The sequence below is a fragment of the Rhodanobacter denitrificans genome (assembly GCF_000230695.2).
Classification (GTDB): domain Bacteria; phylum Pseudomonadota; class Gammaproteobacteria; order Xanthomonadales; family Rhodanobacteraceae; genus Rhodanobacter; species Rhodanobacter denitrificans.
Genome location: NC_020541.1, coordinates 1,621,430 through 1,639,743, shown reverse-complemented (window position 1 = coordinate 1,639,743; position 18,314 = coordinate 1,621,430). Strand labels below are relative to the sequence as shown.

Below are 18,314 nucleotides of genomic sequence, written 5' to 3'. Positions count from 1 at the left end.
ACCGTCCACGAGCCCATCGCCATGACGCTGACCCAGTTGCGCTACCTCGTCGCCATCGCCGACTCCGGCCTCAACATCACGCTGGCCGCCGAGCGCGTCCACGCCACCCAGCCCGGCCTCAGCAAGCAGCTCAAGCAGCTTGAGGACGAGCTGGGCTTCCAGCTGTTCGTGCGCAAGGGCAAGAGCCTGGACGCGGTGAGCCAGGCCGGCCGGCACGTGCTGGAACGCGCCCGCGCCATCCTCGCCGAGGCGGCCAACATTCGCGCGATCGCCGCCAACCTGCGCAACGAGGCGCACGGCGAGCTGCGCATCGCCACCACCCACACCCAGGCCCGCTTCGCCCTGCCTGCCGCGATCGGCGCGCTGAACCAGCGCTACCCGCAGGTCAGCGTGCACCTGCAGCCGGGCCGCGACGGCGAAGTGCTGGCCCAGCTGGAAGCCGGTCGCGTCGACCTGGCGGTGATCAGCACCGCCGGCGCCCCGCCGCCGATCGGTTTCGCGCTGCCGGCCTACCGCTGGCAGCGGGTGATCGTGGCGCCGCGGGAGCACCCGCTGGCCACCAGCGGACGGCAGCCCTCGCTGGACGAACTGGCCACGCTGCCGCTGGTCAGCTACGACTCCTCGCTGAAGGCCGACTCCTCGCTGCGCCGCGCGTTCGAAGCGCGCGGCCTGCGCCCGCAGATCGCGATGACCGCCGGCGACGCCGACCTGATCAAGACCTACGTGCGCACCGGGCTGGGCATCGGCGTGCTGGCCGAGATGGCGATGCAGGACGGCGACACCGACCTGCGCGCGCTGCCGGCCGACCATCTGTTCCCCCAGTGCACGACCTGGATCGTGCTGCGCCGCGAGAGCGTGCTGCGCGAATACGTGCTGGAGTTCATCACGCAGTTCGCGCCGCACCTGGACCGCCGCGACGTGGTGCGCGCGCTCGCCGCCGACACCGTGCCGGCCGAGTGGTCGGCGGTGCCGCACTGGCGCGAGCGGTCGCCCGCGGCGCTGCCCGATGCGGCCTGAAGCCTGATCGGCATCCCGCCGCGCCGGATGGGATGCCAGCGGGATCGGGGCGGCGAGCCTACGCGAGGCTGTGCAGTCCGCATTCGCGCTTGAGCCCGAAGAAACGGGTGTCCTCGACGTCCATGCCCGGCTCCCAGCGACGGCTGGTGTGGCTGTCGCCGATCGAGACGTAGCCCTGCTGCCACAGCGGGTGGTAGGGCAGGCCGTGGCGCGCGAGGTACTGACCGATGTCGCGGTCGCTCCAGTCGGCCAGCGGGTGGAATTTCCAGCGGCCGTTGCGGATCCCGGCGAACTCGATCGCCGCCCGGCTCCTCGACTGCCCGCGGCGCAGGCCGGCGAACCAACCGACCGCGTGCAGGTCGGCCAGCGCGCGCTGCATCGGCTCGACCTTGCGCAGCCGGTTGTAGCGGTCGAGCCCGGCCACGCCCTGCTCCCACAGCCGCCCATGGCGCGCCTCCATCCAGGCAGGGCTGAGCGGCGAGCTGTATACCTTGAGGTTCAGCCCGAGCCGCCCGGTCAACTCGTCGACGAAGCGATACGTCTCGGGAAACAGGTAGCCGGTGTCGATCAGCACCACCGGCAGCTGCGGCCGCTGCCGCGTCACCAGGTGCAGCGAGACCGCCGACTGCGCGCCGAAGCTGGACGACAGCACGTGCTCGCCGGCGACGTTTTCCAGCGCCCATGCCACCCGGCGTTCGGCATCGAGGCGGGACAGCACGGCGTTCAATTCGGCCAGCGCCCGCGGCTCGTGCGGCGCCTGCTCGAGCAGCGCCGCGCTCACGCGACCAGCTCCGCCGGAATGCGCCGCGACGGCAGCGGCGCGAGGACGCCGGCGCGCAGCAGGAAATCGCCGAAGCCCTCGCCGTCCTCGCGCTCGGCGGCATAGCGCGCGAACAGCGGATCGAGTGCGGCGAGGATCGCCGCCTCGTCCACGTTCTCGCGGTAGACCTGGTTCAGCCGCTGGCCGCTGAAGTCGGCGCCCAGGCGCAGGTCGTAGCGCCCCGGCCCGCGCCCGACCAGGGCGATCTCGCCGAGGTAGGGCCGCGAGCAGCCGTTCGGGCAGCCGGACAGGCGCAGCAGGATCGGCGCGTCGGCGAGGCCGTGATGGTCCAGCCGCGCTTCCAGTTTCGGCAGCAGCGCCGGCAGGTAGCGTTCGCTCTCGGCCATCGCCAGGCCGCAGGTAGGCAGTGCCACGCAGGCGATCGCGTGGCGGCGGATCGCGCTCTGCCGGCGGTAGCCGTCCAGGCCGTGCTCGCGCACGATCGCGTCGATGCGCTCGCGCTCGCCCGCCGCGACGTTGGCCACGATCACGTTCTGGTTGCAGGTCAGGCGGAAGTCGCCGGCATGCGCCTTCGCCAGTTCGCGCAGGCCGGTGAGCCAGCGTCGTTCGCCGGTGTCGGCGAGCCGGCCGGATTCGATGTGCAGGGTGAGATGCCAGCGGCCGTCGCCGCCTTCGACCCAGCCGTAGCGGTCGCCGTTGTGCGCGAAGCGGTACGCGCGCGGCGCGGCAAGCGCGTACCCCAGGCGCGATTCCAGTTCGGCCTTGAACGCGTCCACGCCGTGCCGGTCGAGCGTGTACTTCAGCCGCGCGTGCTTGCGTTCGTCACGGCCGCCCCAGTCGCGCTGCACGCCGATCGCCGCCTCGGCCACGCCGAACAATTGCTCGGGCGTGACGAAGCCGATCACGCTGGCCAGCCGCGGATAGGTGGTGGCGTCGCCATGGGTCGCGCCCATGCCGCCGCCGACGGCGATGTTGAAGCCGCGCAGCACGCCCTGCTCGGCGATCGCGATCAGGCCCAGGTCCTGGGCGAACACGTCGATGTCGTTGAGCGGCGGGATCGCCAGGCCGATCTTGAACTTGCGCGGCAGGTAGGTGGCGCCGTACAGCGGTTCATGCTCTTCCACGGGACGAGCGTCGCCATGCAGCTGCTCGCCGTCCAGCCAGATCTCGTGATAGGCGTGCGTCTTCGGCGCCAGCTCGGCGGAGAGCCGCGTCGCCCAGGCATACGCCTCGGCGTGCGCGGCCGATTCCACCGGATTCGCCGTGCTGACCACGTTGCGCACCACGTCGCCGCAGGCGGCGATGGTGGTAGCCAGCGCCTGGTGGATCGCCGCGATGGTCGGCTTCAGCCGGCGCTTGATGATGCCGTGCCACTGGAAGGTCTGCCGCGTGGTGATGCGCAGCGTGCCGCTGGCATGCTCGCGGGCGATGCGGTCGAACACCAGCCACTGCGCCGGCGTCACCACGCCGCCGGGCAGGCGCGCGCGCAGCATGAACGAGTACGCCGGCTCCAGCTTCTGCCGGCGGCGCTCCTCGCGCAGGTCGCGGTCGTCCTGCTGGTAGCTGCCGTGGAACTTCAGCAGCTTGGTGTCGTCCTCGCCGATCGCACCGGTGATCGGGTCGGCCAGGCCCTCGGCGATGGTGCCGCGCAGATGGCGGCTGGCCGCCTTGATGTGTTCGAGATGGGAGGTCATGGGGTGCTTTTCTTAAGAGTGCGGCCATGGATGGCCGCTTCTTGACTCTCGCGTTCACGGATGAACGCAGAAATAAATCTCAGTACACGTCGCGGGCGTAGCGGCCCTGTTGCAGGAGTTCGCCGAGCCAGGCTTGCGCCGCCTCGGGGGAGTGGCCGCCGTGGACCGCGACCACGTCGATCAGGGCGGCGTGGACATCGCGCGCCATGTGTTTCGAGTCGCCGCAGACATAGATGTGCGCGCCGCCTTCCAGCCACGCATGCAGCTCGGCGCCCTGCTCGCGCAGGCGCTGCTGGATATAGGTTTTTTGTTCGGTGTCCCGCGAGAACGCCAGGTCGAGCCGGTGCAGCGAGCCGTCCTGCAATGCCTGCTGCCACTCCACCTGGTAGAGAAAATCGCTGGCGAAGTGGCGGTTGCCGAAGAACAGCCAGTTGCGGCCCGTGGCACCGCTCTCGCGCCGTTCCTGCACGAATGCGCGGAACGGCGCCACGCCGGTGCCCGGACCGATCATGATGATGTCGCGCGAGTCGTCGGCGGGCAGGCGGAAGCGTTCGTTCGGCTCGATGAAGACCGGCAACCTGCCGTCCTCGGCGGTCGCGGCCAGCAAGGCCGACGCCGCACCCCAGTGCGTACTGCCGTGTGCCTCGTAGTCGACCACGGCCACGGTCAGATGCACTTCCTCGCCTACCGCCTTCGGGCTGGAGGCAATCGAATACAGCCGCGGGACCAGCGGCCGCAGCGCAGCCAGCAAGGCCGCGGGCTGCCACGTCGCCGGGTAGCGACGCAACAGGTCGATCGGCTGGTCGTCGGCCAGCACGGCGGCGAGCTGCGTCGACTGTTCCGGCTGCAGCAGCCGGACCAATGCATCGTGGCCGCCGGCGGCCGCCAGCGCGGCGATGAAGCCACGATGCAGCCGGGTGATCTCGCGCTCGCGATCCAGCCATTGCCGCAGCGGCAGCGTGCGACCCTGGTGGGCGACCTCCTGCGCGCCGTCCAGCTGCAAAACCTCCAGCCACTGCCCGACCAGCGCCGGCGGATTGCGCGGCCATACGCCCAGCGCATCGCCGGGCTGGTAATGCAGGCCGGAGCCTTCCAGCGACAACTCGACATGGCGCACGTCGCGCGCGCTGTCGCGCGCCACGATGCGCTGGTTGGCCAGCACGCTGGCGGCGAACGGCTGCTCGCGGGAGTACGCATGGCGGCTTGGCACGGCGTGCAGCGGGGTCACCCGCGGCGGCGGGCCGACCTGCTTCAGCAATTCGCCGGCCCGATCCAGCACCCGCTCCGTCCACGGCGCGGCGACCGCCTCGATCTCCACGTCCGCCTCGCCGAAGGCGCTGAAGCGGGTGGCACCCAGCTCGGCCAGGCGCGCGTCGAGCCGGCGCCCGATCGTGCAGAACTGCGGGTAGCTCGAATCGCCCAGCCCCAGCACGGCGAACTGCAGCGCCGGCAGCTTCGGCGCGTGCTTGCCGCCGATGAACTCGAACAGGCCGCGCGCATCGTCCGGCGGTTCGCCGTCGCCCTGGGTACTGATCACCAGCAGCAGGTGGCGTTCCTGCGTCAGCTCGCGCGGCGGATAGGCATCGGCACGCAGCAACCGCACCGGCAGGCCGGCCGCTTCGGCACGGCCGGCGACCTGCTCGGCGATGCGCTTCGCGTTGCCGGTCTGGCTGCCGTAGACGACCGTCAACCGCGCGGCCGGCTGCCCCGTCGGCGCGGCCGCCGCCGTGCCGACGCGCTGCACCTGTTCGGCCTGCGCCGCGCTCCACGCGGCAACCCAGTACAGCTGCGCCGCACTCAGCCCTTCCAGTCCGCGGACCAGCTGGGCCAGCTGCTCCGCAGCGGGCATGGCTGCGGCAAGGTTCGACAAGGCGGCCTGGTTCACGGCTTCTCCGTCTGGACGTCCATACTTCTGGACGTCCAACGTATGTTCTGGCGCAGGCCATGGCAAAGGACGTGTCGGCATGTGCTTATGCCGAGGCCTCACTTCCGCACGGCGGAGCCGTTTTCGATACTTGCTACACTTCCGCGTCGCATACTGCCTCCCGTCCATGCCGCCACTTGCCGAATTCCTCAGCTTCGCCGCCGTGGGCGCCTTCGCCCAGCTGGTCGATGGCGCGCTGGGCATGGCCTACGGCGTGGTCTCCGCGGCGATGCTGCTGGGCCTGGGCCTGCCGCCGGCCGTGGCCAGCGCCAGCGTGCATTACGCGGAGACCTTCACCTGCGGCGCTTCCGGCCTCAGCCACCTGGCAGCCGGCAACGTGCGGCGGCAGCTGTTCTGGACGCTCGCCGTTCCCGGCGCGATCGGCGCGGTGATCGGCGCCTATGTCGTCAGCCACGTCCCGGCAGACGGGATGCGACTGGCGCTCACCGTCTACATGCTGGCCATGGGCGTGTTCCTGCTGCGCCGGGCGACCCGGGCCGACCGCGGCCACGACGACGTGGTGCCGCGCGCCACCCGTCCACTGGGACTGGTCGCCGGTTTCGCCGATACCGTGGCCGGCGGCGGCTGGAGCGCGCTGACCGTGACCGCCCTGGTCGCCCGCGGCGCCACGCCGCGCACGGTGATCGGCACGGTGCACCTGGCCAAGTGCGCGGTCAGCGCCGCCGCCAGCGTCAGCTTCCTGCTGCATGTCGGCGCCACCCACGGCACCGCCGTGCTCGGCCTGATCGTGGGCGGCGTCGCCGCCGCGCCGCTGGGCGCGCTGCTCGCCCGCTACATGCCGGCGCGAGCCGCGACGCTGCTGGCTGCCACGGCGGTGCTGGGACTGGGGCTCAGCAACGTGGTGAAGGCGTTCTACTGACATCCGCTGCACGGGGCGCCGCTACAATGCGCGCATGACCCAGCCTGCCCCCTTTCCGATCGAAGTCCGCGGCTCCGCCAGACAGCCATTGGGCATGCCGCCCGCCCGCTTCCTGCGCGACTACTGGCAGAAGCGCCCGCTGCTGATCCGCCACGCCTTCCCCGGTTTCCAGCCGCCATTGCAGCCGGACGACCTGGCCGGCCTGGCCTGCGAGCCGGGCGCGCTGGCGCGGCTGATCGTGCACGACGCGAAGCGCGACCGCTGGCAGGTCAAGTCGAGTCCGCTCGACGAGGCCGACTTCGCCAACACCCCCGACGCCGACTGGACTTTGCTGGTGCAGGACGTCGACAAGTGGGACGCCGAGGTGGCGCAACTGCTGGAACACTTCCGCTTCCTGCCGAGCTGGCGGGTGGACGACGTGATGGTCTCCTACGCCGAGCCCGGCGGCGGCGTCGGCGCGCACGTCGACCAGTACGACGTGTTCCTGATCCAGGGCCTGGGCCAGCGCCACTGGGCGATCAGCGACGACCCGCTGGCACCGAAGGCGTTCCGTCCCGACGTGGAGCTTAAGCAGCTGGTGCATTTCGAGCCGACCCACGAATGGCTGCTGGAGCCGGGCGACATGCTGTACCTGCCGCCGGGCGTGCCGCACGACGGCGTCGCCTTCGGCGGCCCCTGCATGACGTTCTCGGTGGGCATGCGCGCGCCCTCCCAGGCCGAGCTGACCGGCGACCTGGCCGACTACATCGCCGAGCGCCTGCCGGAGGAATTGCGCTACGCCGATCCGGACCTCAGGCCGGCCACCGCCGCCGGCGAAATCGACCGTGCCGCGATCGAGCGGCTGAAGGACGCGCTGCCGTTTGCCGCCGCGTTGCGCGAGGACCTGCTGCGCCACTGGTTCGGCCGTTTCGTCACCCGCTACCGCAGCGCGCAGGTACCGGCGCCGCCGGCCAGGCCGCTGACCGAGGCCGCGCTGACGAAACGGCTCGATGCCGGCGCGCAGCTGCTGCGCCACCCGTGGTCGCGGCTGGCGTGGAGCCGCGGCAAGGCCGGCTGCACGCTGTACGCCAGCGGCCAGCCGTACCCGGCCACGCCGGCGCTGGCGCAACAGCTGTGCGAACAGCGCACGCTCGAGGTCGCGCGCAAGCTCGATGCCACCGAACGCGCGCTGCTGCTGGCGCTGGTCAACGACGGCCACCTGCAGCCGCACAAGCCGCGCCGCCGCCGATGAAGCTGCAGGATTTCCACCTCGAGATTGCCGACTGGTTACGCGAGGACCAGCGCACCGCCCTGCTCGACCTGCGCGAGGAGGTGTTCATCCTGGAACAGGGCGTGCCCGAGCAGCGCGAACGCGACGGACTGGACACGGATTGCTGGCACGTGCTGGCGCGCGACGACGCGGGCCGGCCGATCGGCTGCGGCCGGCTCACGCCGGCACGCAAGATCGGCCGCATGGCCGTGCTGCAGGAATGGCGCGGTCGCGGCGTCGGCGTGGCGCTGCTGCGCGAACTGGTCGCCCGCGCCCGCACGCAGGGCTGGCCGGACGTGGCGCTGGACGCCCAGGTCAGCGCGATCGGCTTCTACGAACGCGAGGGTTTCGTCGCGCAGGGCGAGGAGTTCGAGGACGCCGGCCTGGCGCACCGGGCGATGCGCCTGGACCTGTCCGCAGCGGCCACAGACGCCGAGCCGCCGCGCGACCTCGGCACGCTGCCCGCCGGCACGCGCGGCGAGACGGCCGACGCGCGCCGGCAGCTGCTGGCCGATGCACGCCACCAGTTGTGCCTCTACCTGCCGCTGCTGGGCCACGACAGCTACGCCAGCGCGGAGGAGCTGGCCGAGCTGCGCCGCATCGCGATCTCCGGCCGCGGCGCGCAGATCCGCATCCTGCTGCACGACCCGGCCGCCGCCCTGCGCAATGACCACCGGCTGGTGGCACTGGCCCAGCGCCTGAGCAGTGCGATCCAGATCCGCACGCCGGTGGAAGAAGCGGACCGTGCCTACATCTCGGCCTACCTGCTCAACGATGCCGGCGGCTACCTGTTCCTGCCCGAGGCCGACCGCGCGCAGGGCCGTGCCGCGCGCCGCGACCGCGCCGGCCTGGCACCGCTGCAGCAGCACTTCGACGCGGTGTGGGAGCGCGCCGAACCAGCCAGCGAGTTGCAGGCGCTGGGACTTTAGGGATGCCCTGACCGGCACCGGCTGAACGGCGGCTGGCCCGGCGTTCCCTCCGGCGGCGCTGCCGTGCGATCACGGCAAATCGCGTGGAAGCGCCGCCTGCGGCGAAAGGCGTGTTAGACCATCGTCGGACAGGCCGGTCAAACGGCCATTCCGGGCGGCCTGCGGGTTGCCGCGTCGCAGCAGCCAAAGGCTATAATCGTCGGGATTCTCCCCAGTCATCCGTACGAGCGGCCCGCCGGGCTTGAAAACCGGACGGAAGCCGCGACCTCAAAGGTCACGCGGATGGCCGCAAGCATCCCTTCCCTGCCGGTGGTGACGTGACTACAAACCTGATCCGCGAGTTCTTCGAATCCTCCCAACTCGCTGGCGGCAACGCCGATTACGTTGAATCGCTTTACGACGCCTGGCTGGCCGACGCCTCGTCGGTGCCGGCCGAATGGGCCAACTACTTTGCCTCCTTCAAGGGTCGCGAATCGGGTGACGTCTCCCACGCCGCGGCGATCGCGCGCATCGAGGCGGCGCAGAAGCAGCGCCACAACGGCGCCGCCGCCGCGCCGGTCAGCGATGAGCACGCGCGCAAGCAGGCCGGTGTGCTGCGCCTGCTCACCGCCTACCGTTCGCGCGGCCACCTCGCCGCCGAGCTCGACCCGCTCGGCCTGACCGAGAAGATGCCGGCGCCGGATCTCGGCCTCGCCTTCCACGGCCTCTCCGATGCCGACCTCGACACCGAATTCGACACCGGCAACTACGCCGGCGGCGGCCAGCGCCTGAAACTGCGCGAGCTGCTGAGCCACCTGCAGAAGACCTACGCCAGCACCATCGGCGCCGAGTTCATGCACATCAGCAACCACGAGCAGCGCAACTGGATCTACAGCCGGCTCGAACAGGCCGCCGGCCGCAGTGATCTGGACAAGCCCGGCAAGCAGCGCGTGCTGGACGGCCTCACCGCCGCCGAGGGCCTGGAGCGTTATCTCCACACCAAGTACGTCGGCCAGAAGCGCTTCTCGCTGGAAGGCGGCGACAGCCTGATCCCGATGCTCGACGACGTGGTGCGCGCCGCCGGCGACAACGGCATCAAGGAGCTGGTGATCGGCATGGCCCACCGCGGCCGCCTCAACGTGCTGGTCAACATCCTGGGCAAGCCGCCGAAGACCCTGTTCGACGAGTTCGAGGGCCGCTTCGACCACCCCGACGATCCAGCCCACTCCGGCGACGTGAAGTACCACATGGGCTTCTCCGCCGACGTCAAGACGCCCAGGGGCGGCGTGCACGTGGCGCTGGCGTTCAACCCCTCGCACCTGGAGATCGTCAATCCGGTGGTGACCGGCTCGGTGCACGCGCGCCAGACCCGCCGCCGCGACACCGCGCACACGCAGTCGATGGCCGTGCTGATCCACGGCGACGCCGCGCTGGCCGGCCAGGGCGTGAACATGGAACTGTTCAACATGTCGCAGGCGCGCGGCTTCAGGATCGGTGGCAGCCTGCACGTCGTGATCAACAACCAGGTCGGCTTCACCACCTCCAACCCGCAGGACGCGCGCTCCACCATGTACTGCACCGACCTGGCCAAGATGGTCAACGCGCCGGTGCTGCACGTGAACGGCGACGACCCGGAAGCGGTGATCCTGGTGACCCGGCTGGCCTACGAGTTCCGCAAGCAGTTCCGCAAGGACGTGGTGATCGACCTGGTCTGCTACCGCCGCCACGGCCACAACGAGGCCGACGAACCGGCCGCCACGCAGCCGGTGATGTACCAGATCATCAAGAAGCGCCCGACCGCGCGCGACCTGTACCAGCAGCAGCTGGTGAAGGAAGGCGTGCTGGCCGAGGGCGAGGCGACCAAGCAGCTCAACGCCTACCGCGAGCGGCTGGAAGCCGGCGCGCCGATGACCGAGCTGGACCCGGCGCCGGTGCGCGACGGCCACGTCGACTGGGCCCGCTTCCTCGGCGGCAAGCTGTCCACGCCGACCGACACCACGGTGCCGAAGCCGAAGCTGCTGGAGCTGGCCGGCAAGATCCTCGCCGTGCCCGCAGGCCTCACCCTGCAGGCCCGCGTGGCGAAGATCTACGACGACCGTCGCAAGATGGCCGCGGGCGAACTGCCGGCCGACTGGGGCTTCGCCGAGAACCTGGCCTACGCCACCCTGGTCGAGGCCGGCCACGACATGCGCCTGGTCGGCCAGGATTCCGGCCGCGGCACGTTCTTCCACCGCCACGCCGTGCTGCACGACCAGAAGGACGGCCATACCTACATGCCGCTGGCCACCGTGCGCGCGGGCGCCGACGTCGAGGTGATCGACTCGCTGCTCAGCGAAGAGGCGGTGATGGCGTTCGAGTACGGCCACTCCACCACCGACCCCGACACGCTCAACATCTGGGAAGCGCAGTTCGGCGACTTCGCCAACGGCGCGCAGGTGGTGATCGACCAGTTCATCAGCTCCGGCGAGGCGAAGTGGAACCGCCTGTGCGGCCTGGTACTGCTGCTGCCGCACGGCTACGAAGGCCAGGGCCCGGAGCACTCCTCCGCGCGCCTGGAGCGCTTCCTGCAGCTGTGCGCGATGGACAACATGCAGGTCTGCGTGCCGACCACGCCGGCGCAGGATTTCCACATGATCCGCCGGCAGATGCTGCGCGCCGCGCGCAAGCCGCTGATCGTGATGACGCCGAAGTCGCTGCTGCGCCACAAGCTGGCGGTGTCCACGCTGGACGAGCTGGCCAACGGCAGCTTCCAGCTGGTGATCGGCGAGCACCGCGCGCTGGCCGCGAAGAAGGTCAAGCGCGTGGTGCTGTGTTCCGGCAAGGTCTACTACGACCTGCTGGAGGAAGCCGACAAGCGCGGGCTGGCCGACGTGGCGATCGTGCGCGTCGAGCAGCTGTATCCGTTCCCGCGCGGGGAAGTGACGGCCGAACTGGACAAGTATCCTTCCGCCAAGGAAGTGATCTGGTGCCAGGAGGAGCCGATGAACCAGGGCGCCTGGTTCCAGATCCGCCACCACCTGCAAGCCTGCATCGGAGCCAGGCACAGCCTCTCCTACGCGGGGCGTGCGCGCTCGCCGGCGCCGGCCGCCGGCCACCACAACACCCACGTCGCGGAACAGACCGCGCTCGTCGAACAGGCGCTGGCCGCCCCGGTGGGCACCGACCACGCCGCGGAATAAAGCAGCTTCCCTGAACAATGCGGCCAGGATGGCCGCTTCTTGATCTCCGCGATCATGGATGAGCGCACCAACTCAAGGATTCCCATGTCCATCGAACTCAAAGTCCCCGTCCTGCCCGAGTCCGTCTCCGACGCCACTATCGCCAGTTGGCACAAGCAGGCCGGCGACGCGGTGAAGCGCGACGAGAACCTGGTCGACCTCGAAACCGACAAGGTGGTGCTGGAAGTACCCTCGCCGGTCGACGGCGTGCTGAAGGAAATCCGCCACCAGGTCGGCGACACGGTGAACAGCGAGCAGATCATCGCGATCATCGAGGAAGGCGCCGTGGCCGCCGCGCCGGCACCGGCGCCGGCAGCCGCCGCCCCGGCTCCCGCCCCCGCCGCGCCGAAAACCGCCGCCGCCGCGCTTTCGCCGGCTGCGCAGCGTGTCGCCACCGAGAACAAGGTCGACACCTCCGCCATCGCCGGCACCGGCCGCGACGGCCGCATCATCAAGGAAGACGTGGTCAACGCCGGCGCCCGCCCCGCCGCGGCTCCTGCCGCCGCGCCGGCCGCGAAGCCGACCCCGGGCGCGCGTCCGGAAGAGCGCGTGCCGATGACCCGCATGCGCGCGCGCATCGCCGAGCGCCTGATGCAGTCGAAGAACTCGATCGCCATGCTCACCTCGTTCAACGAGGTGAACCTGGGCGAAGTGTCGAAGATGCGCAAGACGCTGGGCGAGGCGTTCCAGAAGGAGCACGGCATCAAGCTCGGTTTCATGAGCTTCTTCGTCAAGGCCGCCGCCGAGGCGCTGAAGCGCTACCCGTTCGTCAATGCGTCGGTCGACGGCAACGACGTGATCTACCACGGCTACCAGGACATCTCGATCGCGGTGTCGACCGACAAGGGTCTGGTCACGCCGGTGCTGCGCGACGTGCAGGACATGAGCTTCGCCGACGTCGAGAAAGGCATCGCCGACTACGCCGTCAAGGCGCGCGCGAACAAGCTGTCGCTGGACGACCTGCAGGGCGGTACCTTCACCATCACCAACGGCGGCACCTTCGGCTCGCTGCTGTCCACGCCGATCGTCAACCCGCCGCAGAGCGCGATCCTCGGCATGCACACGATCAAGGAACGCCCGATCGTCGAGAACGGCCAGATCGTCGCCGCGCCGATGATGTACATCGCGCTCAGCTACGACCACCGCATCATCGACGGCAAGGACGCGGTGCTGTTCCTGGTCGACATCAAGAACCAGCTCGAAAATCCGCAGCGGATGTTGCTGGGTCTCTAATGACGCGGGAACGGGGAACAGGGAACGGGGAATGGCAAAAGCCTTCTCTGTTCCCCGTTCCCCGTTCCCTGTTCCCGCTTTCAAGGACACCAAAACCATGAGCGACAAATTCGACGTCATCGTCATCGGTGCCGGTCCGGCCGGCTATGTGGCCGCGATCCGCGCCGCGCAGCTGGGCCTGAAGGCTGCCTGCGTGGACGACTTCAGTGGCAAGGACGGCAAGCAGGCGTTGGGCGGCACCTGCCTCAACGTGGGCTGCATCCCGTCCAAGGCGCTGCTGGATTCCTCGCGCCAGTACTGGAACATCGCGCACAACCTGCCGGTGCACGGCATCAGCGTGGAAGGCGCCAAGGTCGACATGGCCACCTTCATCGGCCGCAAGGACAAGATCGTCAAGCAGTTCACCGGCGGCATCGGCCAGCTGTTCAAGGCCAACAAGGTCGCCGCGTTCCACGGCAAGGGCAAGCTGCTGAAGGGTAACAGCGTGGAGATCACCGCGACCGACGGTTCCAGGCAGACCCTCAGCGCCACCAACGTGATCCTCGCCTCCGGCTCGGTGCCGATCGAGCTGCCGTTTGCCAAGTTCGACGGCAAGGCGATCGTCGACAACGCCGGTGCGCTGGACTTCGCCGAGGTGCCGAAGCGCCTGGGCGTGATCGGCGCCGGCGTGATCGGCCTGGAGCTCGGCAGCGTGTGGCGCCGCATGGGCGCCGAGGTCACCATCATCGAGGCGCTGCCGGAGTTTCTCGCCGCCGCCGACGCCGACATCGCCAAGGTCGCCGCCAAGGAATTCGCCAAGCAGGGCCTGTCGATCAAGCTCAACGCCAAGCTCAACAAGGCCGAGGCAAAAAAGGATGGCGTGCACCTCACCTACACCGACAAGGATGGCGAGCAGCAGCTGGTGGTCGACAAGCTGCTGGTGGCCGTGGGCCGCCGCGCCTACACCGCCGGCCTGCTGGCAGAGGACACCGGCGTGAAGCTGGACGAGCGCGGCCGCATCGTGGTCGACGAACACAACCACACCGGTGTCGATGGCGTGTGGGCGATCGGTGACGCCGTGCGCGGCCCGATGCTGGCGCACAAGGGCTCCGAGGAAGGTATCGCCGTAGCCGAGTGGATCGCCGGCAAGGCCGGCCACGTCAACTTCGACACGATCCCGTGGGTGATCTACACCGAGCCGGAAATCGCCTGGGCCGGCAAGACCGAAAAGGAACTGAAGGACGCCGGCATCCCGTACAAGGTCGGCACCTTCCCGTTCGCCGCCATCGGCCGCGCCGTGGCGATGAACGAGGCCGTGGGCCAGGTGAAGATGCTCGCGCACGCCGACACCGACCGCATTCTCGGCGTGCACATGGTCGGCCCGGGCGTCTCCGAGCTGATCGCCGAGTGCGTGGTGGCGATGGAGTTCAAGGGCTCCTCCGAGGACCTGGCGCGCATCGTCCACGCCCACCCGACCCTGTCCGAGGCCGTGCACGAGGCCGCGTTGTCGGTCGACAAGCGCGCCATCCACAAGGGCAATTGAGCGCAGGATGCGCTCATCCCGGACAGCACAAGAATGTGCGCCGATCCGGGATCCACGCGGCCCGCTCATGGCAACACTGGCGGGCCGTTTGCTTTTCCCGTCGTCATTCCGGCGAAAGCCGGAATCCAGTGCCTTTGCCGTCGCCGCATAAGACACTGGGTCCCAGCTTTCGCTGGGATGACGTCCCGAGACTTTCGGTGCCCGCATGCCCCAACCCACCGCCATCTGCGTCTACTGCGGCTCCAGCAGCGGCCGGCATCCCGAGTATGCCGCACAGGCGCGCGCGTTCGGTGCGGAAATGGCCCGACGCGGCATCGCGCTGGTCTACGGCGGCGGCAAGGTCGGCCTGATGGGCGTGGTGGCCGACGCGGTACTCGCCGGCGGTGGCAAGGTGATCGGGGTGATTCCGCGCCAGCTGGTGGAGCTGGAGGTGGCGCACCCGGGCCTGAGCGAGCTGGTGGTCGTGGAGACCATGCACCAGCGCAAGACGCGCATGTACGAGCTGTCCGACGCCTTCGTCGCCCTGCCCGGCGGCTTCGGCACGATGGACGAGATGTTCGAGATGCTGACCTGGGCCCAGCTTGGCCTGCACCGCTACCCCTGCGCCTTTCTCGACGTGCGCGGCTACTACCGTGACCTGCGCACGATGATGGAACACATGGTCGACGAACACTTCGTGCGCCCCGAACAGCGCGACAGCATCTGGTTTGGCGACGACGCCTCCGTGCTGTTCGACTGGATGCAGAGCTATCAAGGCAGCTACATTCCCAAGTGGATCGACACCAGCAGCGTCAGCGCCTGAGCGGCTGGCGAGGGACATCAAGATGACCAGCTTTCGCGCATTTCGCATCCACCACGACGACGCCGGTTACCGCGCCGGCGTCGAAACCATGGACGCCGCCGCGCTGTTGCCCGGCGAAGTGCTGGTCAAGGTTGCCTATTCCTCGGTGAACTACAAGGACGCGCTGGCCGGCACCGGCAAGGGCCGGATCCTGCGCACCTATCCGCTCAACGGCGGCATCGACGTGGCCGGTCACGTGGTCGCCTCGACCGACCCCACCTTCAGGGAAGGCGACGCGGTGCTGTGCACCGGCAGCGGCCTGTCCGAGACACGCGACGGCGGCTACGGCGAATACGCGCGCCTCGACGCGCGCTGGACGATTCCGCTGCCGCCGGGCCTGAGCCTGCGCGAGAGCATGATCCTCGGCACCGCCGGCTTCACCGCCGCACTGGCTCTGCTGCGCATGCAGGACAACCGGCAAACGCCGGCGCTCGGCCCGATCGCGGTAACCGGCGCCAGCGGCGGCGTCGGTCAACTGGCGATCGACATCTTCAGTCGCGCCGGTTACGAAGTGCATGCGATCAGCGGCAAGGCGGACCACTTCGACTTCCTGCGCAGCCTCGGCGCCACGGACTGCATCGACCGCCACCAGCTCGCCTTCAGCGGCAAGCCGATGGACTCTGCCCGCTTCGGCGGCGCGCTGGACAACGTCGGCGGCGGCATGCTCGGCGGCCTGCTGCCGCTCATCGCGCCGTACGGCAACGTGGCGATCTGCGGCAACGCCGGCGGCATCGCATTCGACAGCACGGTGATGCCGTTCATCATCCGTGGCGTGAGCCTGCTCGGCATCGCTTCGGCCGGCACCGCCCGCGAGCTGCGCGACAGGGTCTGGCAGCTACTTGCTGGCGACTGGAAGCCGCGGCAGTTGGAACGCATCGTCACGCGCGAAGCGGGCCTCGACGAACTGCCCGGAGTGTTTGCGCGCATGCTCGCCGGCGACTCGTTCGGGCGCACCCTGGTGCGTATCGAAGGCACGCTTTGACGAAGCCATGCTTGGAAGTAGCATCACCACGGCTTAGAATCAACGAAACTCGCAGGGACTATCACCTTATGGCACGCATCCTGATCGTCGACGACTCCCCGTCGCAATTGCTGGGTATCAAGCGGATCGTCGAGAAACTCGGGCACGAGACCCTTTCGGCCGAGGACGGCGCCGCGGGCGTGGAAGTGGCCAAGGCGGAAAAGCCCGATCTGATCCTGATGGACGTGGTCATGCCGAACCTCAACGGTTTCCAGGCAACCCGCACGATCAGCAAGAACGCCGATACCGCGCACATCCCGATCATCCTGGTCACCACCAAGGACCAGGAAACCGACAAGGTCTGGGGCATGCGCCAGGGTGCCAAGGCCTACGTGACCAAGCCGATCAAGGAAGAGGAGCTGCTCAAGGCGCTGCAGGAGTTCCTGCCGGGCTGATCCGCACCGAATCGGGTTCACGAAAAACGGCGCCTGCAGGCGCCGTTTTCGTTTGCGCCGTCCGCACGGCTCAGCGGCGCGGATCGAAGTGCTTGAACGCCTCGTGCAACGCCTCGTAAGCCGTCCGCTGCTGGTCGTTCTCCGCCGTCGGCGCACGAATCGACAGCTCCACCAGCTGGTCGCCCGGATTCGCGCCAGGCATCCCGCGCCCCTTCAGGCGCAGCTTGCGTCCCGACTGCGAGCCGGCCGGAATGCGCAGGTCGACCGCCCCGGCCAGCGTCGGCACCGGCACGGTGGCGCCCAGCGCCGCTTCCCACGGCGTGATCGGCAGCACGTGCACCACGTTGCGGCCCTCCAGACGGAAACGCGCATCGTCGCGGATGCCTACTTCCAGCAGCAGGTCGCCGCTCGGCCCGCCGGCCATGCCGGCCTGGCCCTGGCCGGACAGGCGGATCACCTGGCCCGGCTGGATGCCGGCCGGAATCTTCACTTCCAGCACGCGCTCGCCGCTGGCGGAGTCATGCATCGACAGCCGCGTGCGGCCGCCGTCGAACGCGGTTTGCAGGTCGATCTGCACCGAGGCCTGCACGTCGCGGCCGCGACGCGCCCGCGGCGGCCCCCGATGCCCCTGGGCCGCCCCGCGGCCGAACAGGCTCTCGAAGAAATCGCTGAAGTCGCCGTCGTCGCCGCCGAAACCCTGCTGACCCTGCCAACCCGGGGGCGGGCGGAACTGCTCGCCCTGCCGATAGCCGCCGGCCCGCAGCTGGTCGTAGGAGCGCCGTTTCTCGGCATCCTTGAGTACTTCGTTGGCCTCGTTGACTGCCTTGAATTTTTCCTCGGCGCCGGCTTCCTTGTTCTTGTCCGGGTGATATTTGCGCGCCAGCTTGCGATACGCGGCCTTGATCTCGGCCTCGCTGGCGTCGGGCTTCACGCCCAGGATCTCGTAATAATCTTTGAATTCCACGCACCACTCCCGCCGATTCGATTTCCTGCACACGCGACGACCCGTCGCGGATCATCGTCCGCGGCGGGTCGCCTGCGCAACACTCGCGGAAATGCCTCAGCTGCCGGTATTGATGGTGATGCGGCGCGGCGTGGTCTCGGCCTTCTTCGGGATGACGATCTCCAGCACGCCATCCTTGCCATGGGCGGTGACGCCGTCCGCATCGGCACTGTCGGGCAGCGCGAAGCGGCGATGGAACAGTCCGTGCGAGCGCTCCAGGCGAGTGAACTTGCCGTTCTGCTCAGTGTTCTCCACGGTGCGCTCGCCCTTGATGGTGAGGATGCCCTTCTCCATGCTCACCTCGATCCTGCCGGGCTCCACGCCCGGAACATCCGCATAGATCACGAAGCGCTTGTCCTCTTCCTTGATGTCCACGCGCGGCGCCCACTGGCTGGTCACCACGTTGGACTGGTCCGTCTCGGCCGGGTTGCCCAGCAGGCGATCGAACGCCTCGCGGATGTCGCCGACGTTGGCCATGCTTGCCGGGTTCCACGGAAAGTTGCGACTCAGATTCATGCTCGTATCTCCTCGTCGGTGGGAAATTGCGGCTCACTGCCGCCTGCCCGGGAAATGGGTTTGCATGGCCCTCGATTCAAGGCGACAAGCTTCATCCCGCGGCGCTAGCATG

General features: G+C 69.2%; 15 protein-coding genes. 10 read left to right on the top strand and 5 right to left on the bottom strand.

The window, feature by feature from the left end; translation table 11 throughout:
* Nucleotides 1–21 precede the first annotated feature (21 nt).
* Complete coding sequence (locus R2APBS1_RS07380) at nucleotides 22–1,017, top strand: LysR substrate-binding domain-containing protein (RefSeq protein WP_015447438.1); 996 nt, start codon at nucleotides 22–24, stop codon at nucleotides 1,015–1,017.
* 58 nt (nucleotides 1,018–1,075) lie between these two features.
* On the opposite strand, the gene R2APBS1_RS07375 is transcribed toward R2APBS1_RS07380, so the two are convergent.
* The 3 genes from R2APBS1_RS07375 to R2APBS1_RS07365 all read right to left on the bottom strand — a co-directional run bounded on the left by R2APBS1_RS07375 (nucleotide 1,076) and on the right by R2APBS1_RS07365 (nucleotide 5,341).
* Entirely contained in the window at nucleotides 1,076–1,798 is a 723-nt protein-coding gene (locus R2APBS1_RS07375) for a phosphoadenylyl-sulfate reductase (RefSeq protein ID WP_015447437.1), read from the bottom strand.
* Entirely contained in the window at nucleotides 1,795–3,492 is a 1,698-nt protein-coding gene (gene cysI, locus R2APBS1_RS07370; RefSeq protein WP_015447436.1) for an assimilatory sulfite reductase (NADPH) hemoprotein subunit, read from the bottom strand. The genes R2APBS1_RS07375 and cysI overlap by 4 nt, the downstream gene beginning before the upstream one ends.
* 79 nt (nucleotides 3,493–3,571) lie before the next feature.
* On the bottom strand, nucleotides 3,572–5,341 hold the full coding sequence (locus tag R2APBS1_RS07365) for an assimilatory sulfite reductase (NADPH) flavoprotein subunit (protein ID WP_174315864.1): 1,770 nt from the start codon (nucleotides 5,339–5,341) through the stop codon (nucleotides 3,572–3,574).
* Nucleotides 5,342–5,543: 202 nt separating this feature from the next.
* On the opposite strand from R2APBS1_RS07365, the gene R2APBS1_RS07360 reads away from it, so the two are divergent.
* The 9 genes from R2APBS1_RS07360 to pilH all read left to right on the top strand — a co-directional run bounded on the left by R2APBS1_RS07360 (nucleotide 5,544) and on the right by pilH (nucleotide 16,683).
* Nucleotides 5,544–6,296, top strand: coding sequence for a sulfite exporter TauE/SafE family protein (locus R2APBS1_RS07360; protein ID WP_015447434.1), 753 nt, complete (start codon nucleotides 5,544–5,546; stop codon nucleotides 6,294–6,296).
* A gap of 34 nt (nucleotides 6,297–6,330) precedes the next feature.
* On the top strand, nucleotides 6,331–7,527 hold the full coding sequence (locus R2APBS1_RS07355) for a ribosomal protein uL16 3-hydroxylase (protein WP_015447433.1): 1,197 nt from the start codon (nucleotides 6,331–6,333) through the stop codon (nucleotides 7,525–7,527).
* Nucleotides 7,524–8,474, top strand: coding sequence for a GNAT family N-acetyltransferase (locus R2APBS1_RS07350; RefSeq protein WP_015447432.1), 951 nt, complete (start codon nucleotides 7,524–7,526; stop codon nucleotides 8,472–8,474). The genes R2APBS1_RS07355 and R2APBS1_RS07350 overlap by 4 nt, the downstream gene beginning before the upstream one ends.
* Nucleotides 8,475–8,791: 317 nt before the next feature.
* The gene (locus tag R2APBS1_RS07345; RefSeq protein WP_015447431.1) at nucleotides 8,792–11,632 is read left to right on the top strand and encodes a 2-oxoglutarate dehydrogenase E1 component; all 2,841 of its coding nucleotides are present in this window, start codon (nucleotides 8,792–8,794) and stop codon (nucleotides 11,630–11,632) included.
* Between the two features lie 84 nt (nucleotides 11,633–11,716).
* Nucleotides 11,717–12,904, top strand: coding sequence for a 2-oxoglutarate dehydrogenase complex dihydrolipoyllysine-residue succinyltransferase (odhB, locus tag R2APBS1_RS07340; protein WP_015447430.1), 1,188 nt, complete (start codon nucleotides 11,717–11,719; stop codon nucleotides 12,902–12,904).
* Nucleotides 12,905–13,001: 97 nt separating this feature from the next.
* Nucleotides 13,002–14,426, top strand: a complete 1,425-nt coding sequence (lpdA, locus tag R2APBS1_RS07335) for a dihydrolipoyl dehydrogenase (RefSeq protein ID WP_015447429.1) — start codon at nucleotides 13,002–13,004, stop codon at nucleotides 14,424–14,426.
* A 205-nt stretch (nucleotides 14,427–14,631) separates the two neighbouring features.
* Complete coding sequence (locus tag R2APBS1_RS07330; protein ID WP_015447428.1) at nucleotides 14,632–15,228, top strand: LOG family protein; 597 nt, start codon at nucleotides 14,632–14,634, stop codon at nucleotides 15,226–15,228.
* Between the two features lie 22 nt (nucleotides 15,229–15,250).
* Entirely contained in the window at nucleotides 15,251–16,249 is a 999-nt protein-coding gene (locus R2APBS1_RS07325) for a YhdH/YhfP family quinone oxidoreductase (RefSeq protein ID WP_015447427.1), read from the top strand.
* A gap of 68 nt (nucleotides 16,250–16,317) precedes the next feature.
* Complete coding sequence (pilH, locus tag R2APBS1_RS07320) at nucleotides 16,318–16,683, top strand: twitching motility response regulator PilH (RefSeq protein WP_007513255.1); 366 nt, start codon at nucleotides 16,318–16,320, stop codon at nucleotides 16,681–16,683.
* A 70-nt stretch (nucleotides 16,684–16,753) separates the two neighbouring features.
* Here pilH and R2APBS1_RS07315 read toward each other — a convergent pair whose 3' ends face one another.
* Together R2APBS1_RS07315 and R2APBS1_RS07310 are read right to left on the bottom strand one after the other, a co-directional pair.
* On the bottom strand, nucleotides 16,754–17,647 hold the full coding sequence (locus R2APBS1_RS07315; protein ID WP_007513253.1) for a DnaJ C-terminal domain-containing protein: 894 nt from the start codon (nucleotides 17,645–17,647) through the stop codon (nucleotides 16,754–16,756).
* 96 nt (nucleotides 17,648–17,743) lie between these two features.
* Nucleotides 17,744–18,202, bottom strand: a complete 459-nt coding sequence (locus tag R2APBS1_RS07310) for an Hsp20/alpha crystallin family protein (protein ID WP_015447426.1) — start codon at nucleotides 18,200–18,202, stop codon at nucleotides 17,744–17,746.
* Nucleotides 18,203–18,314 lie beyond the last annotated feature (112 nt).

Excerpts from the sequence above, each read along its gene's own strand:
- R2APBS1_RS07360 (WP_015447434.1), top strand. The coding sequence starts at position 5,544 with ATGCCGCCACTTGCCGAATTCCTCAGCTTCGCCGCCGTGGGCGCCTTC.
- R2APBS1_RS07355 (WP_015447433.1), top strand. The coding sequence starts at position 6,331 with ATGACCCAGCCTGCCCCCTTTCCGATCGAAGTCCGCGGCTCCGCCAGA.
- R2APBS1_RS07365 (WP_174315864.1), bottom strand. The coding sequence starts at position 5,341 with ATGCCCGCTGCGGAGCAGCTGGCCCAGCTGGTCCGCGGACTGGAAGGG.
- R2APBS1_RS07325 (WP_015447427.1), top strand. The coding sequence starts at position 15,251 with ATGACCAGCTTTCGCGCATTTCGCATCCACCACGACGACGCCGGTTAC.
- R2APBS1_RS07310 (WP_015447426.1), bottom strand. The coding sequence starts at position 18,202 with ATGAATCTGAGTCGCAACTTTCCGTGGAACCCGGCAAGCATGGCCAAC.
- R2APBS1_RS07330 (WP_015447428.1), top strand. The coding sequence starts at position 14,632 with ATGCCCCAACCCACCGCCATCTGCGTCTACTGCGGCTCCAGCAGCGGC.
- cysI (WP_015447436.1), bottom strand. The coding sequence starts at position 3,492 with ATGACCTCCCATCTCGAACACATCAAGGCGGCCAGCCGCCATCTGCGC.
- lpdA (WP_015447429.1), top strand. The coding sequence starts at position 13,002 with ATGAGCGACAAATTCGACGTCATCGTCATCGGTGCCGGTCCGGCCGGC.
- odhB (WP_015447430.1), top strand. The coding sequence starts at position 11,717 with ATGTCCATCGAACTCAAAGTCCCCGTCCTGCCCGAGTCCGTCTCCGAC.
- pilH (WP_007513255.1), top strand. The coding sequence starts at position 16,318 with ATGGCACGCATCCTGATCGTCGACGACTCCCCGTCGCAATTGCTGGGT.
- R2APBS1_RS07350 (WP_015447432.1), top strand. The coding sequence starts at position 7,524 with ATGAAGCTGCAGGATTTCCACCTCGAGATTGCCGACTGGTTACGCGAG.
- R2APBS1_RS07380 (WP_015447438.1), top strand. The coding sequence starts at position 22 with ATGACGCTGACCCAGTTGCGCTACCTCGTCGCCATCGCCGACTCCGGC.